At 42.2% G+C, this 17,837-nt stretch carries 18 protein-coding genes and 1 pseudogene; 6 read left to right on the forward strand and 13 right to left on the reverse strand.

The genetic code is table 11. The annotated features are described in order from the left end of the window. Nucleotides 1–2: 2 nt before the first annotated feature. Nucleotides 3–461 carry a division/cell wall cluster transcriptional repressor MraZ gene (gene mraZ, locus L3V41_RS04510; protein WP_036971213.1) on the reverse strand — a complete coding sequence of 153 codons (459 nt, stop codon included), beginning with the start codon at nucleotides 459–461 and terminating at the stop codon, nucleotides 3–5. Nucleotides 462–931: 470 nt separating this feature from the next. Between mraZ and L3V41_RS04515 the strand changes: the two genes are divergently transcribed. The 4 genes from L3V41_RS04515 to L3V41_RS04530 all read left to right on the forward strand — a co-directional run bounded on the left by L3V41_RS04515 (nucleotide 932) and on the right by L3V41_RS04530 (nucleotide 2,653). Beyond that, entirely contained in the window at nucleotides 932–1,273 is a 342-nt protein-coding gene (locus tag L3V41_RS04515; protein WP_130149392.1) for a DUF883 domain-containing protein, read from the forward strand. Between the two features lie 5 nt (nucleotides 1,274–1,278). Beyond that, on the forward strand, nucleotides 1,279–1,728 hold the full coding sequence (locus L3V41_RS04520; protein ID WP_062568608.1) for a hypothetical protein: 450 nt from the start codon (nucleotides 1,279–1,281) through the stop codon (nucleotides 1,726–1,728). Further along, a complete protein-coding gene (locus L3V41_RS04525; protein ID WP_062568607.1) occupies nucleotides 1,725–1,982 on the forward strand; it encodes a hypothetical protein in 258 nt (85 codons plus the stop codon). Before L3V41_RS04520 ends, L3V41_RS04525 begins: the two co-directional genes overlap by 4 nt. Nucleotides 1,983–2,077: 95 nt before the next feature. After that, nucleotides 2,078–2,653 carry an AAA family ATPase gene (locus L3V41_RS04530; protein ID WP_237127219.1) on the forward strand — a complete coding sequence of 192 codons (576 nt, stop codon included), beginning with the start codon at nucleotides 2,078–2,080 and terminating at the stop codon, nucleotides 2,651–2,653. Between the two features lie 31 nt (nucleotides 2,654–2,684). Here L3V41_RS04530 and L3V41_RS04535 read toward each other — a convergent pair whose 3' ends face one another. The 3 genes from L3V41_RS04535 to L3V41_RS04545 form a co-directional block, all read right to left on the reverse strand. Beyond that, nucleotides 2,685–3,656 carry a glutathione S-transferase family protein gene (locus L3V41_RS04535; RefSeq protein ID WP_062568605.1) on the reverse strand — a complete coding sequence of 324 codons (972 nt, stop codon included), beginning with the start codon at nucleotides 3,654–3,656 and terminating at the stop codon, nucleotides 2,685–2,687. A gap of 9 nt (nucleotides 3,657–3,665) precedes the next feature. Beyond that, on the reverse strand, nucleotides 3,666–4,508 hold the full coding sequence (locus tag L3V41_RS04540; RefSeq protein WP_237127220.1) for a pirin family protein: 843 nt from the start codon (nucleotides 4,506–4,508) through the stop codon (nucleotides 3,666–3,668). Between the two features lie 73 nt (nucleotides 4,509–4,581). Beyond that, nucleotides 4,582–5,559, reverse strand: coding sequence for a YihY/virulence factor BrkB family protein (locus L3V41_RS04545; RefSeq protein ID WP_062568603.1), 978 nt, complete (start codon nucleotides 5,557–5,559; stop codon nucleotides 4,582–4,584). 122 nt (nucleotides 5,560–5,681) lie between these two features. Here L3V41_RS04545 and L3V41_RS04550 point away from each other — a divergent pair, with 122 nt between their 5' ends. Further along, entirely contained in the window at nucleotides 5,682–6,755 is a 1,074-nt protein-coding gene (locus L3V41_RS04550) for a mechanosensitive ion channel domain-containing protein (RefSeq protein ID WP_062568602.1), read from the forward strand. Nucleotides 6,756–6,773: 18 nt separating this feature from the next. Here L3V41_RS04550 and tatA read toward each other — a convergent pair. From tatA to agaR, 3 genes and pseudogenes are all read right to left on the reverse strand, one after another. Then, a pseudogene (gene tatA / locus L3V41_RS04555) lies at nucleotides 6,774–6,923 on the reverse strand (twin-arginine translocase TatA/TatE family subunit); the annotation flags it as partial. A 69-nt stretch (nucleotides 6,924–6,992) separates the two neighbouring features. Continuing rightward, nucleotides 6,993–9,809, reverse strand: coding sequence for a TonB-dependent receptor (locus L3V41_RS04560; RefSeq protein WP_062568601.1), 2,817 nt, complete (start codon nucleotides 9,807–9,809; stop codon nucleotides 6,993–6,995). Between the two features lie 314 nt (nucleotides 9,810–10,123). Further along, complete coding sequence (agaR, locus tag L3V41_RS04565) at nucleotides 10,124–10,888, reverse strand: transcriptional repressor AgaR (protein ID WP_062568600.1); 765 nt, start codon at nucleotides 10,886–10,888, stop codon at nucleotides 10,124–10,126. 160 nt (nucleotides 10,889–11,048) lie between these two features. On the opposite strand from agaR, the gene L3V41_RS04570 reads away from it, so the two are divergent. Next, nucleotides 11,049–12,380, forward strand: coding sequence for a sugar MFS transporter (locus L3V41_RS04570; RefSeq protein WP_237127221.1), 1,332 nt, complete (start codon nucleotides 11,049–11,051; stop codon nucleotides 12,378–12,380). 30 nt (nucleotides 12,381–12,410) lie between these two features. On the opposite strand, the gene L3V41_RS04575 is transcribed toward L3V41_RS04570, so the two are convergent. Genes L3V41_RS04575 through L3V41_RS04600 form a run of 6 tightly spaced genes read right to left on the reverse strand, consistent with a single transcriptional unit; the run spans nucleotide 12,411 to nucleotide 17,826 of the window. Continuing rightward, entirely contained in the window at nucleotides 12,411–12,923 is a 513-nt protein-coding gene (locus L3V41_RS04575) for a hypothetical protein (protein WP_237127222.1), read from the reverse strand. After that, on the reverse strand, nucleotides 12,916–14,298 hold the full coding sequence (locus L3V41_RS04580; protein ID WP_346656314.1) for a GMC family oxidoreductase: 1,383 nt from the start codon (nucleotides 14,296–14,298) through the stop codon (nucleotides 12,916–12,918). The genes L3V41_RS04575 and L3V41_RS04580 overlap by 8 nt, the downstream gene beginning before the upstream one ends. After that, nucleotides 14,299–14,610 (reverse strand): FAD-dependent oxidoreductase, encoded by a 312-nt coding sequence (locus L3V41_RS04585; protein WP_237127224.1) that lies wholly within the window; start codon nucleotides 14,608–14,610, stop codon nucleotides 14,299–14,301. It abuts the gene before it with no gap. Nucleotides 14,611–14,625: 15 nt separating this feature from the next. After that, entirely contained in the window at nucleotides 14,626–15,789 is a 1,164-nt protein-coding gene (gene nagA / locus L3V41_RS04590; RefSeq protein WP_237127225.1) for an N-acetylglucosamine-6-phosphate deacetylase, read from the reverse strand. Next, on the reverse strand, nucleotides 15,767–16,690 hold the full coding sequence (locus L3V41_RS04595) for an ROK family protein (protein WP_237127226.1): 924 nt from the start codon (nucleotides 16,688–16,690) through the stop codon (nucleotides 15,767–15,769). The genes nagA and L3V41_RS04595 overlap by 23 nt, the downstream gene beginning before the upstream one ends. Before the next feature lie 17 nt (nucleotides 16,691–16,707). Further along, a complete protein-coding gene (locus L3V41_RS04600) occupies nucleotides 16,708–17,826 on the reverse strand; it encodes an SIS domain-containing protein (RefSeq protein WP_237127227.1) in 1,119 nt (372 codons plus the stop codon). Between the last annotated feature and the right edge of the window lie 11 nt (nucleotides 17,827–17,837).

Raw genomic sequence — 17,837 nt, forward strand, 5'->3', positions numbered from 1 at the left:
GGTTAGAGTGAAAAGTTATCGAACTCAGGGTTCGCCTCAAAATCACCTAGGCGTTCAATTTCAGTATCTTGGCGCATTTGCTCATGCCAACGATCTTCATCCCAAATTTCAAACTTATTCATCAAGCCAACCAACATGATTTTTTTTCCAAGTTCTGCATGAGCCCGTAACGACGGCGCAAGCAAGATTCGGCCATTTTTATCGAGTTGATATTCTGTAGCATTACCGAGCAACATTCGTTGCATACGGCGTGCGCGTGGATTCATGTTAGAGATCTTTAATAATCGTGATTCAATTTCTAACCATTCAGCTAATGGATACAACCACAAACAAGGCTCGTTTAAAGCAACAGTGCAAATAACCGTGCCCTGATCTTCAGACAAGATCGCATCTCGGTACTTGGTTGGTACCGCAAAGCGTCCTTTATCATCCAAACTCAGAGAGCTCGCACCCCGAAACATAGCTTGCCTTAAAATTAGGTTGTTAATCGCTGACGATTATTTCCGATCCAATTTGATCCACTAAAAACCACTTTTTACCACAGTGCTCCAGTTTAGGGCTTGACAAGCCATTTTGTCAAGTAAGCTGATCATCATACTCGCCTTCTAAAGCCAGAAAAAATAAGGCCTCAAGCAAAGCTACTGAATTAAGTGGGAAAAAGTGGCAAACAAAGAAAAAATTTTTTTTACCTGTTTTATTGGCATGCTATTGGGCAAAAATGATGAATGAATGAGCAATGAATAGTTACACTATTTCTATCGCACTGTAATTTTTACTCAGTTACCCTGCAAGAGTTACGAGAAAATAGTGCTAAAACAAAAACCATTCAATTCGAAAAACCATAAACCATTAAAAATTAAGGATATTTATATTTGGTATGAAGGTTGCGACATGTTGTTTACCAACTAATGGCAATATTTAAGGAATGATTATGACTACCGCAACGACAAAATCGAACTCAACTGCAACAAGCAACAGCAATGTAGATCCAAAAGCGGCTCAAGTTGAAGCGCCATTCACAGATAAAGCAACTGAAGCAGCACATCACGCTGTGGATGCTTTATCGACTCGTGCAGCCAGTGCCGAGCACAGTGTTCGCCAAGGTGCGTCAAGCTCTGCTAAAACGCTTTCTGAAAAACAAGCTGTAGCGCGTGCTAAATTTAATGAATACAGCGGCAAAACACGTCAGCTTGCCTCAGAAAACCCACTTGCAACAGCAGGTATTGCGTTTGCAGCGGGTATGCTAGTAACTGCACTTATTCGCCGTAAGTAATTGTTATGCAATCTTCTCAACCTACAGATGAGAAAACGCAAGATGCCACTGATCAGAAGTCAAACGCTGATCAGTGGCAAGATCATCTTGCCAAACTCTCAGACTACTCTAAGCAGCTATACGTCGACTACCGAAAACAAGCGGGTATATGTAAAGAGTTAGCAGCCGCTGAGTGGCGTTTATCAACACGCTCGTTGGCACTCACTATTATTATGCTGGTTTGTTTCGCAGGTGGTCTAGTGCTGTTATGGGCTGGTTTACTTGCCACAATCGGCATTGCGATATTCACCCTAAGTCAATCGCTAATATTATCAGCGATTTCATTAATCGCTTTGCAATTACTTTGTTTAGTATGGCTTTGGAAGAATATAGGGTATGTCAGCAGCAAGATTGGGTTTGATAAATCAGTACGTAGTTTTAAACAGCTTCTTAATATTGATAAGGATGAATCATGATTATTGATTATTTTATTAATAAGCCTCAAAAAAATGTACGCTCACTTAGCGAACAAATGGATTTGGCTGATGAATTAAAACGCCAACATCATCAAGCTTTTAATTATCGTTTAAAACGCTTTGCAGTAAGCAAAGCCGGTATCGCAAGTGCTTTTACCGCAGGGATGGGTTATCAAGCAATGAAAAGTGATGAACCTTCGAAAGGTCCTGTTAAGCAAGTCACTCAGTTTGCTTGGTTGCTAAGATTGCTATAATCATGATTTATATCATCTAAATCTATTTTGCTACTTCTCATTTTCACTTTATGCTATTAACTTAAAGCTATTATGACTAATAGGATAGATAAATTGTGAAAAAACGGATTGTGTTAACAGGTGGACCTGGTGGTGGTAAAACAACGGCAATTGATTTATTACGACGTGAGTTTTCAAATCAAATTGTAGTTGTTCCTGAATCCGCAACTATGCTATTCAGTGGTGGTATAGAGCGTAATGATTCGCCTAGTCTAATCAAAGCACAACAACAAGCAATTTATAATCTCCAGAAGCACCTTGAGCATATTCAACGCACCAAACATCCAGACCGTTTAATGCTTTGCGATCGTGGCAGTTTAGATGGGCTCGCCTATTGGCCCGATAACCCTGATGAGTTTTTCAAATACCTGAACACCGATTTAAACACCGAGCTCGCGCAATACGACGCTGTTATATTTTTCGAAACCGCGGCTAAATCAGGTCAAAGCATCCACTCAAATAACCCTGTTAGAAATGAATCAGACAACCAAGCAATTATACTTGACGACAAACTTCAAGCCGTCTGGTCGCAACACCCAAATTTTAACTTAGTGAAAAGTTCAGAGTCATTTATTCAAAAGGTGATTTTTGGCATCAACACCATTCAAGACGTAATGAAGGGTTATCAATAGCAGCTGAAATAGCTGCTATTGCGTGCTGTAATTAGCCACGATTATGTGCTCGGTTGTAATCTATTTCAGGACCTTTTGGCACAACTTGAGTTGGGTTAATCATGGTGTGGCTAAAATAGTAATGACGTTTTATATGATAAAAATCAACGGTCTTACTCACACCTTCAAGTTGATATAGCTCACGTAAATAGTTGCTGATCGCCGGATAGCTCTCGATAGTACGTAAGTTACATTTAAAATGCCCCACATACACACTGTCAAAGCGGATCAAGGTGGTGAATAAACGCCAATCAGCTTCTGTCAGTGTTTCGCCCACTAAATAACGATTAACAGTTAAACGCTGTTCAATTTTATCTAAAGCGGCAAACAGATCATCAAAGGCTTCTGTATAAGCGTCTTGTGTCGTTGCAAAACCCGCACGATACACACCGTTATTGATGTTGTGATAAACAAACTCGTTAATTTCATCAATTTCAGAGCGTAGCGACTGTGGATAAAAATCTCGCTCATTACCTGTAAGGGCATTAAACGCACTATTAAACATTCTGATAATTTCAGCAGACTCATTACTGACAATGCGCTGCGTTTTTTTATCCCAAAGCACAGGAACCGTAACACGGCCTGAATAATCAGCTTTATTACGCGTATAAATTTGATGCATAAAGTCACTATTGAAAAGTGCATCACCGGTGCTGTGATTGTCTTTATCAAACGTCCAGCCGTGCTCTAGCATATCAGGGCTTACAACCGACACACTGATATAATCTTCAAGGCCTTTTAAATGGCGAAAAATCAAAGTGCGATGCGCCCAAGGACAGGCTAAAGAGACATAAAGGTGGTAGCGATCTTTTTCTGCTTTAAAGCCAGCATCACCACTTGGTCCTGCACTGCCATCTGCGGTGATCCAGTTACGTAACTGGGCTGCCTCTCGCTTAAATTCACCTTGGTTGTTGTCTGTGTCGTACCATTTATCTTGCCATTGGCCATTTACGAGTAATCCCACAATAACCTCCTATAGTGTGCCAAATTTACCTTGTTGATAGTCTTGTACTGCTTGATGTAATTCTGCTTGAGTCGTCATTACAAACGGGCCCATATGGGCGATTGGTTGCTTAAGTGGCGAGCCAACAAGTATCAAAACGCCAGCACCTGTTTGTGAGTTAAATTCAATGTCACTGCCAGGCTCTAAAATCAGTAAGCTGCCTGCTTTAACTGGACCGCCCTGTTCAGTATGAATTTCTCCGGTATGGACATACAGCATCACCTTGGTTTGTGTAAGCGGCGCATGGTAAAACTGTGTACCAGCCGGTAAAGTTACATCAGCGAGCATGCCATCAGCTGCTAAGTCTTGTAGACTAGAAACCTGCTGCTCACCGGCGAATTGCCAGCTCCCAGCAAGTGCTTTAAGTTCTACACCTTGCTCATTGCGAGTCATTGGCGCTGGCGCTTCTGTAGTATCTTGATAGCGTGGCGCTCTGAGTTTTTCTGCACTTGGCATATTTAGCCAAATTTGAAAGCCATGCATGCCCTCTTTAGCATCAGCCAATGGCATTTCACTGTGAATGACACCAAAGCCGGTACTCATCCACTGCACATCGCCTGCACGGATGGCTTTTTTGTTACCCATTTGATCTTGATGCTCAAAGCCACCTTTAATGATATACGTAAAGGTTTCGATACCACGATGAGGATGTGCAGGAAAGCCCCCCATAAAATCACTGTGATCATCTGACTTAAGCTCATCGATCATTAAGAAGGGGTCTAAATATTTACCATCAAAGCCAGGAATACGGCTAATATTTACACCATCGCCATCTTGTGTGGCACGGCTATTTAACTGTTGAATCACTTTCATAACTTTACTCCCGTAAATTGTATGAAATGATTGTAGGCGCTAATTTAACTAACAACCATGCGTAAAATTCGCGCTAATCATTCTTTTTATTAGAATGCTCATTTTGTTGCCTAGTTAATCTATCAGCCACAGTTGCTCCGCGCTCGCCGACTTCTTTTACTGGCCCTACAGTACTATCAACCAGTGTTTGCTGTTCTATACTGGCATTAACGGCCGCACCAAAAACAATGAAATAAGCACTGATATAAAGCCACATCAACATGATCACAACACCACCTAACGAGCCATACGTTTCGTTGTAACTTGCAAATTGCGAGACATAATATGAAAAGCCAATGGATGCGAGGATCCACAATAAAGTGGCAATAATCGAACCTGGCGTAATCCAACGCCACTTTGCGGGGGTACGGTGAGGTGCGTACCGATATAAGAATGCCAGTGCGCAGTTAAAAATAATAGCTAGCAACGGCCAAGTAATGAGTTTAATCATTAAATCAATAAGCTCAGTTAAGCCTACTAAATTAAGCACTATCGGTAAGATACCAATGATCAATAATGCCACCAGCGCAACAACTATCGCGCCAAGTGAAAATAGAAAACGTACCAGTAATGCCACAAAAAACTGTCGTTTGTTATATTGATGATAGGTAATGTTACAAGCTGTGATTAGCGCTTGGCAGCCTTTACTGCTACTCCAAACAGTCAATAACAACGTACCTATTGCACTCATACTTAACACTTTTTGCGACTGCTGTGTCACCTCACTGACTTGCATCAGAATAATATCGCGACTACTAGCAGGTAAGATGGCAATCACTTTATCAAGCTGATCATGAATATCAGTTGGTGAGGCAAAGTAAGCATAAACAGATACAATCGCAGCCAAAGCGGGAAAAATAGCCAATAGTGCATAAAATGCCACACCAGCCGCTACAAATGATAAGTTATCTTGTGATAAATTATGGTACACCCGCTTGCTAATATCCCACCAACCTCGCATTGGAATTTCCACCGGCGAGTGAGCCTGAAAACCGCGATTGTCTTTAGTCATATGTGACCTAAAAAATTGCTTAGATGATTATAAAGGTGCAAACAACTTGCCAATCGTAATGGCGCCTAATTTGCATTGAGCTAAGCTTATAAGAGTAAAGCAATTATCCAGGGAACGGTGCAATGAGTTATTATTTAATCTTTAAAAATCAATTAGCTAATCTACTTATATCGAACACACCTATAGTACCAAAGGCGGTCGTAGATAGTTTATCTTGGCAAGATTTAAACTCACAAGTTACGCAGTTTTTACACACTGCATGGCAAATGTTACCCGCACTGACACTCGGTATTACAGCCATCATTATCTGCTACTTATTAGCTCGCCCTTTATCGTATCTATTGATAAAGCCGCTTGGTTTTGTAAGTGAAAGTAAACTATTACATGTGGTGACACGGCGTTTTTTTAGCATCATTATAATCTTGTTTGGCGTGTACTTATTTTTGCGTCTTGCAGGGCTCACCAGTTTTGCTGTAGCCATTATGAGCGGTACAGGATTAGTCGGGCTTATTTTAGGTTTTGCCTTTCGCGATATTGCCGAAAACTTTATCTCAAGCATGCTGCTCAGTGTACAACGCCCTTTTCGTATTGATGATGTTATCGAAGTGGATGGTCGTTTAGGGGTCGTTAAAAAGGTTACGGCTCGCGCTACTACCTTGGTTGATTTTGATGGTAATCACATTCAAATACCCAATGCGACCGTGTATAAAAACGTGATTAAAAACCTCACAGCCAACCCCAAAATGCGAGGCCATTTTACTGTTGGCATTGGTTACGACAATGACATTCGCTACGCTCAGCAACTAGCGATGAAAGTGGTTAATCAAAACCCTGCTGTTATTAATGATCCACCGAGTCAGGTCTTGATTGAATCGCTTGGCTCTGCCACTCTCAACTTAACAATATATTTTTGGGTGAACAGCAACGAGCATAGCACTGTAAAAGTCGCCTCACAATTAATGCGAGAGCTGGTCAATACTTACTTAGCCGAGCAAATAAGCATGCCTGATGATGCTCGCGAGCGAATTATTTTAAATAGCGATACCGATCAACCAAGCAACACCGAAAGTGCGCCTGTAAAAGCAACAAAATCACTCGACGACCACAGCCTTGATGACGTTAGCAGTGACGCCGATGATATTCGCGAACAGGCAGATCAATCTCGTGACCCTGAACAGGGGAGTAATATAATTTAAAGTAATTGCGAACTAGGCTTCATCATTAGGTTTATCTTGCATAGCGCGTTTAAACCCTTTGACTGACGTCCCTAAATCGCCACCTATTCGAGATAGTTTTTTTGTGCCAAATAAAAGCACCACAATTGCGGCAATAATGACTAATTGCCAAACACTAATTCCTGCCATAACGACCTTTTTTAAATTAAAAGCGCCCTTGCAGGCGCTTGTACAACACTAACATTAGGAATACTAAAATTAGAAACTAGCTCGAACACCTAAGGCAACTTGAGTACCAAAACGCTCAAGATAACTCACTTGGTCAGTACGCTTTGTGTAACCCCAATAACGCTCATTCGTTAAGTTCGTTGCTTCGGCAAACACAGTGAATTGGTCACTGATGTTATAGCTCATGCTGGCATCTAACTGACCATAATCAGAGATCCAATATGGACCACCCCATGCATCAGGATCCGACAAGAATTTGCTACGCCAGTTATACGCTAAACGCGCTTGGAAACCATATTGCTCATAGTAAACCACGGCGTTGTATGAGTTTTTCGACATACCTCTAAATGGCAAGCCTGACTCTTTCAGCTCTGGCTCCTCGTAGCTGCTGTCAACATAAGTGTAGTTAAGCTGAAAACCTAAGCCATTGAAGGGTTCAGGTAATAAGTTCTCAAGCGATTGCTGATAAGCAAACTCAGCTCCTTTAATAGTTGCACCATATTCACTCTTACCAGGGTAAGATGCAAAGTAACGAACGCCTTCGATTTCAACCGGGCTTTCGACGTAATCGATAAATGATTTCAGGTCTTTTACAAACACCCCACCACTCAACGAGCTGCTGTCTTCAAAGTACCACTCTAAGGTCATGTCGGCTTGATTAGCTTCTTCTGGTGTTAACGATGAATCCCCCATCGAAAGTTGTGGTAAACCTTCACGATAAGTATCAAAGTTTGGCGCAAGCCATGGGCGTAAATAAGCTAAAGATGGGCGGCTAATGACTTTAGCGGCTGAAAAACGATAAATAAAATCATCTGTAATACTCAGTTTAAAGTTCATGCTAGGTAAAATATTGCTGTAATCACCTTTAAATGATTGCTCAACGGTATCGCGCCAACCATTTTCGAGTGGTTTACCATCATCTTGTAAATCAATTAACGATAAATCATACACCGACCCTTTAGAGCTCACTTCCGTTTGCGAACCGCGAATACCGACGTTTAACATGTACGGCATTTTTGCAAGGGTACTTTCGAGCGTCACTTGCGCATACGCAGTAAGAACCTCTTCGGTTACCTCATAAGTGCCCGATGAATTAAGCGATGCAACGATACTTTTATCAGTTGCTTCAGCATTAATTGAACGATAATAAGCAAGTAACTTATCGTAATCAAAACTTGGCCAAGGCTCAGGTGTAATGCTGCTTTCGCCTTCTAAGAAGTTATCGAAATTGGCCTCAACGAACACATCGCTTGGGATTTCAAATAGGTTAAAGTCACCGACATTCACCACGGTGCTGTCATCAAATTCATAACCATCACGCTCTAAGTATTGACCACCATTGCTAAATTGGCTGGCATTTTTTGATGCATATTCAAGTTGACTCTTAGTTTGTTCAAGATAAGTTAAACCAAAATCAACACGGGTAACTAAATCACTTTCCGGCACAAACGTACCGGTAAACTTAAAGTCATTAACCGTGTCTTCAACACCGGTACCTGTGTTACGGCTATAGTGAGCACCGTAAGATTGATCCGCAGTTAAGCCTGGCGATAAAGTCACATCTGGTAGCATATTACCTGTGGTGTAATCGATACCAATCGAGTCAATAAAACCACGCGCTACCACGAAGCGATTATCACCACCGTTTTCGTTTTTCGCTTTTGAGTGTGCAACATCCACAGCCAATGTTAGACCATCCATTGGATACCATTTGGCATTAAGGGCAAACTGATAAGTGTCAGTTTTACGAGGGTTGGTTAAGTTGAGTAACTCCACCATGGTATTACCGGTTTGCGTCATTGATACTACACGGCCTGTGTCATCAAATTCTGCATCAGTAAACACTGGCGTGCCTGGCGTCCAGCTTTCATCATAGTTTACAAAACCGATTTGATAGCGATGACCATCAGTATTGTAACGTGAATAAAGAGCATCAAAGTTTATATCTAGGGTATCTGTTGGACGCCATTGCATTGCTAACGTCGCACCGACGCGCTCACGCACATCCTGCGCGTTCGCAAAATACATGTAACTCGGGATTTTTGAGGCAAATATTTCACTTTGCCCATCAATTTCTCCGTTGCCATTCATATCGACTGGCACACCTGCGCTGTCTGCCCCCCAACCTTCTTCTTCGTCAAAAAAGCCGCTAGCAGAGTATGTGTCTGCACGTAAGGTTTTCTTTGAATAAGCACCCGAGAAAAGTACACCAAAGGTATCATCATTAAAGTTGTCACCAATGATGAATGAAGCATGCGGATGTACATCGCCTGTTCGTGATTCATAAATTCCTTTTGCAGAAGCGCTCAAAGTAAAGCCGTCTTGGTCTAATGGTTTGCGAGTTTCAATATCAACAACCGCACCAATGCCCCCTTCAATTAAACGTGCTTCTGGCGACTTATAAACCTGAAGCGCTCCTACTAATTCTGAGGCAATTGTGTCAAAGTTAAAGTCGCGGCCTGAGTTTTCAGACGCCAGTTTACGACCATTCAAAGTGGTAATGTTGTAGCCACCACCTAAGCCACGCACGAGGATATTTTGCCCTTCACCGCCATTACGAGTAATGGTGATGCCCGGTATACGCTGCAATGCTTCGGCTAAGTTTTCATCAGGGAACTTACCGATATCATCAGCGACAACGACGTCAACGACTGTCGTTGCTTCCTTCTTTCGAAAGTTTGATTCTTTAATACTGCTACGGATCCCTGTAACTTCAATAACCTCAACATCCTCTTCGGCCTTACTATCTTTTTCTTGTTGTTGAGCAGTTGCAGCAAAACTGATTGATGAGGCCAGAATCGAGCTTATCAGCACACTCAAATATGTTTTTCTAGTTGTTGTTGCCATGATGATTTCCTGTTTTTAATGTTCAGTTTTTTTCACCATTAAAATGGTAATGAGTAAGGCCTTATATTTAATCTATAACAAAACGAAACAAATTGGCAACAATAAATCACCTACCGAAACTTTCGATAGTTACGAAATGAGTTTTAAAAATGACAAAAATGGCTTTAAAAGCCTTTATGGACGTGAATTTAATTTCGAAAGTTACGATAACAATTTTTTTTGAAGGTTGTCTTTTAAGTGAGCTGGTACGGTTTTTTAGGATAATAAAAAAGGCAGCTAACGCTGCCTTTTCATGATCCTATTTAACTAGAAAATTAAACGGTAATCACCTCAATACCTAAGCTTGTTAATGACTCAACGAACTCTGCCGGCATACTTTTATCGGTTACCAGCACATCAATTGATTTCAGCGGCAATACATTATACAAAGCACGCTTACCAAATTTACTTGAATCGGTTACTGCAATGACTTTATCCGCGCGAGTGCACATAGTGCGATTCAACATTGCCTCGGGTTCATAATGGGTGGTGATCCCTGCTTCTGAGTCGATACCATCAACCCCTAAAATAACCTTTTTAAAGTTATACTTACTGAGTGCTTGTTCAACTTCATTTGAGTAGAAAGACATTGATTTCTTTCGTAATTGTCCACCCAGCATAAACACATTTGCATCATCAATATCAGCCAGTACATGGGCAATATTAAGGCCGTTTGTCATCACAGTAAGGCCCTGTTTATTGGTTAATGCTTTAGCAACTTCTTCTGTTGTGGTGCCAGAATCAATAATTAATGAGTCGCCATCATCAACTAAACTTGCCACAGCTTTCGCTAATAACACTTTCACAGCGTAGTTTTCGTTATGCTTATCTTTTACCGAAAGCTCTTTAGCCAATTTATCGCAGGCAATTGCCCCACCACGTGAACGGACAACTAAGCCTCGTTTACCGAGCTCGTTAAGATCATGGCGAATACTAACCTCCGAAATATCAAAGATCTTTGCAAGATCTTTAACATTTACTTTGCCATTTTCCTCGGTCATCAGAACGATTTTTTGTCTTCTTTCTATTGTGGTTAACATAGCTGGCCTGTTGTTTTAATAGCTGCTTTCAAATTCGTAGTTCAATATTACACAATTTACAGTTCCAAAGCCAAAATTAGTTTCGAAATAAAATAAAACTTTCAAAACTTACGGAATATGTTTTATGATTATTTCACAATAAACTTCTTTGGTGACAAAAATGACAACACAAAGCTCACTGTTAGAGCAAACAGAACACACCAATCGCACGCAATTACTGCCTATGATGATTATAGGTGGCTTGTTTTTTTTATTTGGCTTTATAACCTGGCTAAACGGCTCCTTGATCCCATTTTTACAAATGGTCTGCGATCTCAATCATATTGAAGCTTACATGGTGACACTGGTGTTTTATATCGCCTATACTGTGATGGCAATGCCAAGCGCGAAGATTTTGCAAATCTTCAGCTATAAACAGGGTATGTCATTCGGTTTAGGCACCATGGCATTTGGTGCAATGCTGTTTATTCCTGCAGCACAAATTCAAGCGTATTGGTTGTTTTTGGTTGCCTTATTTACTCTCGGTAGCGGCCTCACCTTATTACAAACCGCTGCGAATCCTTACATTGTACTCATTGGCTCTAAAGACACGGCTGCGGTGCGCATTAGCATTATGGGTATTCTCAATAAGAGCGCCGGTGTGGTTGCTCCACTGCTCTTCTCAGCAATGGTGTTTAGTGATATTGCGAGCTTTAGCCCTGAAGCCCTTGCTCAATTAAACAGCATTCAAAAACAATTGCAGTTACAAGAACTGGCTAATCGTTTAATTACTCCTTACTTTGTAATGGCAATCGCATTAGCAATATTAGCGGCGTTAATCATGCTGGCCCCGCTACCTGATATTGAGCAACCAAAAACCAGCAACAACAGCGAGAGCAAATCAGTACTGCAATTTCCACACTTAGTTTTAGGCGTGATAGCCCTATTCTTTTACATAGGTGCAGAAGTCATTGCCGGCGACACTATTGGCCTTTACGGCAAAGAACAAGGGGTATTGCAGTTCGCAGAACTCACCTCTTACACCATGGGCTTTATGGTGCTAGGTTATGTTTTAGGTATCGTGTTAATTCCTCGTTTTTTTAGTCAGCAACAGGCGCTGATATTTTCTGCGTTAAGTGGTTGTGTGTTTTCACTTGGTATCATTTTGATTGAACCGCAACAAACTGCGATTTCGAATTTAGTGCTCTTTTGGCTTGCTGATAACAGTTTTCCAGATACCGTGTTATTTGTTGCATTACTTGGCTTATCGAATGCGCTGGTATGGCCGACCATTTGGCCTATGGCCCTTGCAAATCTTGGCGATAAAACTCAAACCGGCGCAGCATTACTGATTATGGGGATTTCTGGTGGCGCTCTATTGCCTTTGGTATACGGTGTATTTGCAGAATATACAGGCAATGCACAACAAGCTTATTATCTGTTGATCCCTTGCTATGCGTTTATTCTTTATTACGCACTGATTGGTCACAAACTAACAAGTTGGCGTAAGTAACGACATGGGCAGGCTTAGTTGTTTTACTATTTAACTAGCCTGCAATTTTTCTGATGTGAAATAGCCCAGTAGCAAAAATTCACGCACGGTAAAAATACACTTATAAATTAAATACTCGTCACGCTTATCAGGGCTCACTTCTGAAAGAGGTAAGGCTTGCTGCGCTATTATGCGCTGTTGCTGCAGTGAAGAGATAGTAAATAAACCTGTGAGTTTATCTGCTAATTGCGACGATGAAAGAGCACCTTCTGCAATCAGCTCTGCGCCTTTTAAGCATGTCGTACGCTCAGTCGTAGTTTGTGTATTTGCTAGCATTAAATCTGTGAAAGCGACTAAATTAAAATACAGCTGTTCATTTGGCTCCAGTTCCAAAATAACCGCCTGCATTTGCGTGACCACATCCCGGTGAGCCGCTGTTTTAAGCACCTCAAAATGATTGTCATCCACTTTATCAAATAGCTGAGTCGCAGCCACTGGCGTAATAGCCGCACCGAATAATGCTGCTAAACATTTAATCGCATTTCGCCTTTGTAAATCAGCCATTGAACACCCCATTTTGATAATGTCGTGCAGCATGATCGGCGGCTCTTGCAGTAAATGCCATATAGGTTAACGAAGGGTTCTGATAAGCCGACGAGCACATAAACGAGCCATCAGTGACATAGACGTTACGCACACTATGAATTTGGTTATAGCGATTAAGCACAGAGCTTCTCGCATCATGCCCCATTCGCGCAGTTCCCATTTCGTGGATGGCCTGCCCCGGCGCTGAGCCTTTATCGTACGCTTGCACATTTTGGTAACCTGCTTTGGTCAGCATCTCGACGGCTTGCGCTTTCATATCCTCGCGCATGCGCTGCTCGTTTTCAGCAAATTGGCAATCGAAATTAACTAAAGGTAATCCCCATTGATCTTTTAATACCGGATCTAAGCTCATTTTATTACGATGATAAGGCAAGCATTCACCAAAGCCTATCAATGCAACTTGCCAAGGCCCTGGTTTGGCGAGCTCTTCTCGATAAGACTTACCAAAGCTAAGTTCTTTAAAACCGCGCCGCCAATCTTTACGTGTTGCATACCCTTGATAGCCATAGCCACGAATAAAGCTATGCTGCTCTTTATTATTAAGGTTTCGAAAACGCGGGATATGAAAGCCAACGGGTCTATCGCCATCATTGAGATCATTATCAAAGCCTTTAGGCTCACCCGTTGCGCCAACCCTAAAATGGTGATCCATGAGGTTATGGCCAAGCTCTCCACTGTCGTTCCCTAAGCCATTAGGAAAACGTGCAGAGGTTGAATTTAATAACAAGGCTGTTGTTGCCACCGTTGATGCACAGCAAAAAATAATGTTCGCTCGTTCAATACGCTCTTTTTTAGATTCAGCATCAATCACAGTCACACCTGTGGCTTGCCTAGTTTCTGGGTTGTATATAATCTCTTTGGCAATGGAGTGAGTCTGAATGGTAAGTCGCCCAGTGCGCATTGCAGCAGGCAAGGTCGAGGCTAAACTACTAAAGTAACTACCGGTTGGGCAACCACGCATACAGCGGTTGCGCTTGGTGCATGCGGCACGACCTTGCTCAGGTTTTGCCTTGGTTAAATGCGCCACTCGCCCGATTGTTAGGTGCCGATTAGTGTGGTGGGTTAATAAACTGTGTTTAAGTTGCTGTTCTACGGCATTAAGCGCGAAGGGAGGCAAGTAAGGTCCATCAGGTAGCTGAGGTAAATTTAGCGCTTCGCCAATAACCCCGATGTAGGCTTCGACTTTATCGTACCAAGGCGCAATATCTTGATAGCGCACTGGCCAATCAACGCCGTGACCATCTTGTTTGTTGGCTGCAAAATCTATATCACTGAGGCGTAAGCATTGCCGCCCCCAAGTTAATGAGCGCCCACCAAGGTGATACCCTCGGATTCAGTCAAAACGTTGCGATTCTAGATAAGGGTGCTGCAAATCATTCACAAACCAGTGTTTTATTGACTGTTTGGTGGCATAGCCAGTGCGTGCTTGTTTAGCTTGATGCCGCTTTTCTAGCAGGCTAGCTCTGCCGCGAAATGGCAGTTGCCAATCGTCTTTAAACGCAGTGAAATAGTCAGAACCGTGCACAACCTGCCTGCCACGTTCAAGTAGCAGTACATTGAGCCCTTTTTCAGTCAGTTCTTTGGCAGCCCAGCCGCCTGTAATGCCACTGCCAATAACAATGGCATCAAATACTTTTGCCTGCATTCGTATCGTTAACTTTTAAAAGATTTGCTTACCCGCACATATCGTTGCTTGAACAGAAAAGTCTTTATCGAGCAGTGCAAAATTAGCGTGTTTACCAACCGCAATACTGCCTATTTGCTCCGCTTTATTTAAAAACTCAGCGGGTACTAAACTGGCCATTTTAGTTGCTTCAACTAGGCTTGCATCAGTTAGGTTATAAAAACGTTCAACGCCCACTTCCATGGTTAATGTACTGCCCGCTAAAGAGCCGCTTTCGGTTCTTGCAACCCCTTGCTCAACCACAATAGGAAGCTCTCCTAAGCGGTAGCGACCATCTTGTAAGCCTCCGGCACTTACACAGTCTGTAATTAGAGCAATTTTATCTGCCCCTTTTAAGCGGTAAACCATGTTCATGATGCTTGGGTGCAAATGAATACCATCAGGGATAAGCTCAACCATGGCATCGTTGTCCATCAACAGTGCGCCAGTACAACCAGGGTCACGATGATGAATACCGCGCATACCATTAAAAATATGCACACCACCGCAGGCACCATGGGCAAGAGCGTGTGTTGTTTGCGCAAAATTAGCATCTGTGTGACCCAGCATCACCCGTACACCTTTATCAGTGATATAGCGGATCATGTCAGGTGATTTAAGTAGTTCTGGCGCTAATGCAAAGGAGCTTAAGCAACCTTCACATGCGGCATAAATTTCATCAAATCGCTGTTTAGTCAGTTCTAAAAAAAATGACTCGTTATGCGCGCCTTTATGCGCTTCTGCAAAGAATAAACCTTCGTTATAAGCCCCCAGCAACTGCGCACCCGCTAAGCCTTTTTGATAGGCACTCGCCATATTTTTATAAGCTTGAATTGATACGTCCCAGTCTGCGGTCACCGTGGTGCCAACAAACCCCGTTACGCCATGCTTTGCTAAAGCACGAGAAATAGTCTCTAGTGATTCTGGGGTGCCATCCATAATATCGCAGCCTTCACGGCCATGAATATGCAAATCGATAAAGCCCGGAAATAAGCTATGTTCGCCTAACTCTATTACCTCGATCTCGGGCTCTATTTGCGTGGTAATAGCACTAATTTTACCTTGCTCGACCAAGACCACATGATCGAGTAAAACCGCATCAGCAGTCACCACGTTTGCGGCTTTTAAGTAATAACGATTAAGATGCGCTGGAATTAGCATGAACACTTCCTATTATTGCAGCGCCTCTTACGCCGCTAGAATCACCAAATTTTGCGCGCTTCACGTCGGGCACGGCAAAACCTGAAAATAAATGAGTTTGAATTGCGTCAGGGAGCTTTTCTACAATTGCATCAATGAGCGACAAACCGCCCCCAAGTACGATAACTTCTGGGTGTAAACTTTTACTAATAGCAGCAAAGGTTTCGCCAAGAATATCTAAGTAACAAGCGAGCACCTTTAAGGCTTGCTCATCCGAGCGCTTGATATCGTTTGCCCATTCAATCGCAGATTTAGGAGATTGCGTAATATGTTGATACAAGGTTTGTACACCAGGCCCCGCAATATAACTTTCGACACAGCCATTTAAACCACAGCCACATTTTAAAACCGGCAGCTGGTATTTTTGCTGCAAATACGCAGACAGCGGTAAATGACCGTACTCCCCCGACATACCCAAGCCTTGGTTAAACAAGGTTCCATCAATGCACATACCACCCGCCGCACCAGTGCCAACAATAGCACCAAATACTCGGCTGTAACCTTCACCAGCTCCGCCATTAGCTTCTGATAAGGCGAAACATCGGGTGTCATTTAATATCGCAACAGGGCGTTTTAATAATGCTTGAAGATCGTTGGCAATCAATTTGCCTGTGGCACACGGCACATTAGCCGACAGCACTTTACCTTCATCATTAACGATACCTGGCATACCGATGCCCACCGCACCTTGGCAACCTGTCAGCTCATCGGCTTTAATTACCTGCTGATAAATTGCGTGCAAAAATTGCTGATAGTCATCCGTTGGCGTAGTAATACGCCAACTTTGCTGTTGCTCTAAATTATCATTAAAAATGGCGGTCTCTATTTTTGTACCACCAATATCGAGTCCGTAAACAGCCATACTTTACCCAACACTACTTAGCGAGAAGTTAATGGGTAAATAGTTACCCCTTTTACAACACGGTTAACTTCGCCCGTCGGACAAGGGTTATCAGGTGTTAAACCGAGTGACATTGATTTATAAAATGCAAAAATCTGACAATAGACAATATAATACAAGCCTTGCCAAACATCATCTAGCTCGACCAGTTCAGTATTTAACGCCAGTTTTTTAACCGCTAAACATTGTTGGTCATTTAATAGCTCATTATGTAAATCAGCATCATACAAACTACTATAAAAATCACTTGAGGCCATTAACAACACTGCGGTTTTATCATTAATGATGGTTTTAGGACCATGACGAAAGCCAAGCGGGGTTTCAAAGTAACTAATTAAATCCCCATTGGTCAGCTCTAAGCACTTTAAAGCCGCTTCTTTAGCATAGCCAAGTAACGAGCCAGCCCCTAAAAACACCAAACGTTCAATGTCAGTTTGCGCAAAGCCTTTGATCTCTTCAAGTTGAGTGTCGAGTAGCTGCTCTGTCTGCGTAGCTACTTGTGCAAGCTGGTTAACATCAGGGGTAAAAATACATAAGGTTGAAAGCAGCATTGAGGTGAAACTGCTGGTCATTGCAAAGCTTTCATCTAAGGTTTCTTTTGGCATAAGTACACTAAAACTATTTTTTTTAGCTGCCGCCCTTTTAGCTAATTCACCATTTTCATTACAGGTAATGACTAAGTGATAGCACTTTTCAACAACTTGCTCTGCGATATCAACCGCAGCAACACTTTCAGGGCTGTTACCTGAGCGCGCATAAGAAATAAGTAAGGTTGGTGTGCTCTTTTGTAAAAACCCATGTGGGTTAGACACAATGTCGGTAGTGCTAACTGCACGCACATTTAAATCAGTTTTGGCCGTTAAATGAGGTGCTAACACTTCGCCAACATAGGCTGATGTACCCGCGCCAGTTAAAACAATTTTTAAGTTTTTAAATGCTAAAATCGGCACTAAAAAGTCATTAATTTCAGCGCGATTATTATCAACCAGTTTTGCTGTATTACGCCATGAACTTGGCTGTTGTGAAATTTCTTTTGCTGTCCAATAAGCGCTTTGTTGCTTAAGTTCTGTTTCGTTTAATGATAGATACTGCGTCATAATTAATTCTC

Origin of the sequence: Pseudoalteromonas sp. L21 (assembly GCF_021728035.1) — a bacterium.
Taxonomy (GTDB): Bacteria; Pseudomonadota; Gammaproteobacteria; order Enterobacterales; family Alteromonadaceae; genus Pseudoalteromonas; species Pseudoalteromonas arabiensis.

Coding starts and splice junctions, on each gene's coding strand:
- L3V41_RS04545 (WP_062568603.1), bottom strand. CDS start 5,559: ATGACTAAAGACAATCGCGGTTTTCAGGCTCACTCGCCGGTGGAAATT.
- mraZ (WP_036971213.1), bottom strand. CDS start 461: ATGTTTCGGGGTGCGAGCTCTCTGAGTTTGGATGATAAAGGACGCTTT.
- L3V41_RS04575 (WP_237127222.1), bottom strand. CDS start 12,923: ATGGCTGATTTACAAAGGCGAAATGCGATTAAATGTTTAGCAGCATTA.
- nagA (WP_237127225.1), bottom strand. CDS start 15,789: ATGCTAATTCCAGCGCATCTTAATCGTTATTACTTAAAAGCCGCAAAC.
- L3V41_RS04525 (WP_062568607.1), top strand. CDS start 1,725: ATGATTATTGATTATTTTATTAATAAGCCTCAAAAAAATGTACGCTCA.
- agaR (WP_062568600.1), bottom strand. CDS start 10,888: ATGTTAACCACAATAGAAAGAAGACAAAAAATCGTTCTGATGACCGAG.
- L3V41_RS04570 (WP_237127221.1), top strand. CDS start 11,049: ATGACAACACAAAGCTCACTGTTAGAGCAAACAGAACACACCAATCGC.
- L3V41_RS04520 (WP_062568608.1), top strand. CDS start 1,279: ATGCAATCTTCTCAACCTACAGATGAGAAAACGCAAGATGCCACTGAT.
- L3V41_RS04560 (WP_062568601.1), bottom strand. CDS start 9,809: ATGGCAACAACAACTAGAAAAACATATTTGAGTGTGCTGATAAGCTCG.
- L3V41_RS04595 (WP_237127226.1), bottom strand. CDS start 16,690: ATGGCTGTTTACGGACTCGATATTGGTGGTACAAAAATAGAGACCGCC.
- L3V41_RS04600 (WP_237127227.1), bottom strand. CDS start 17,826: ATGACGCAGTATCTATCATTAAACGAAACAGAACTTAAGCAACAAAGC.
- L3V41_RS04550 (WP_062568602.1), top strand. CDS start 5,682: ATGAGTTATTATTTAATCTTTAAAAATCAATTAGCTAATCTACTTATA.
- L3V41_RS04585 (WP_237127224.1), bottom strand. CDS start 14,610: ATGCAGGCAAAAGTATTTGATGCCATTGTTATTGGCAGTGGCATTACA.
- L3V41_RS04515 (WP_130149392.1), top strand. CDS start 932: ATGACTACCGCAACGACAAAATCGAACTCAACTGCAACAAGCAACAGC.
- L3V41_RS04540 (WP_237127220.1), bottom strand. CDS start 4,508: ATGAAAGTGATTCAACAGTTAAATAGCCGTGCCACACAAGATGGCGAT.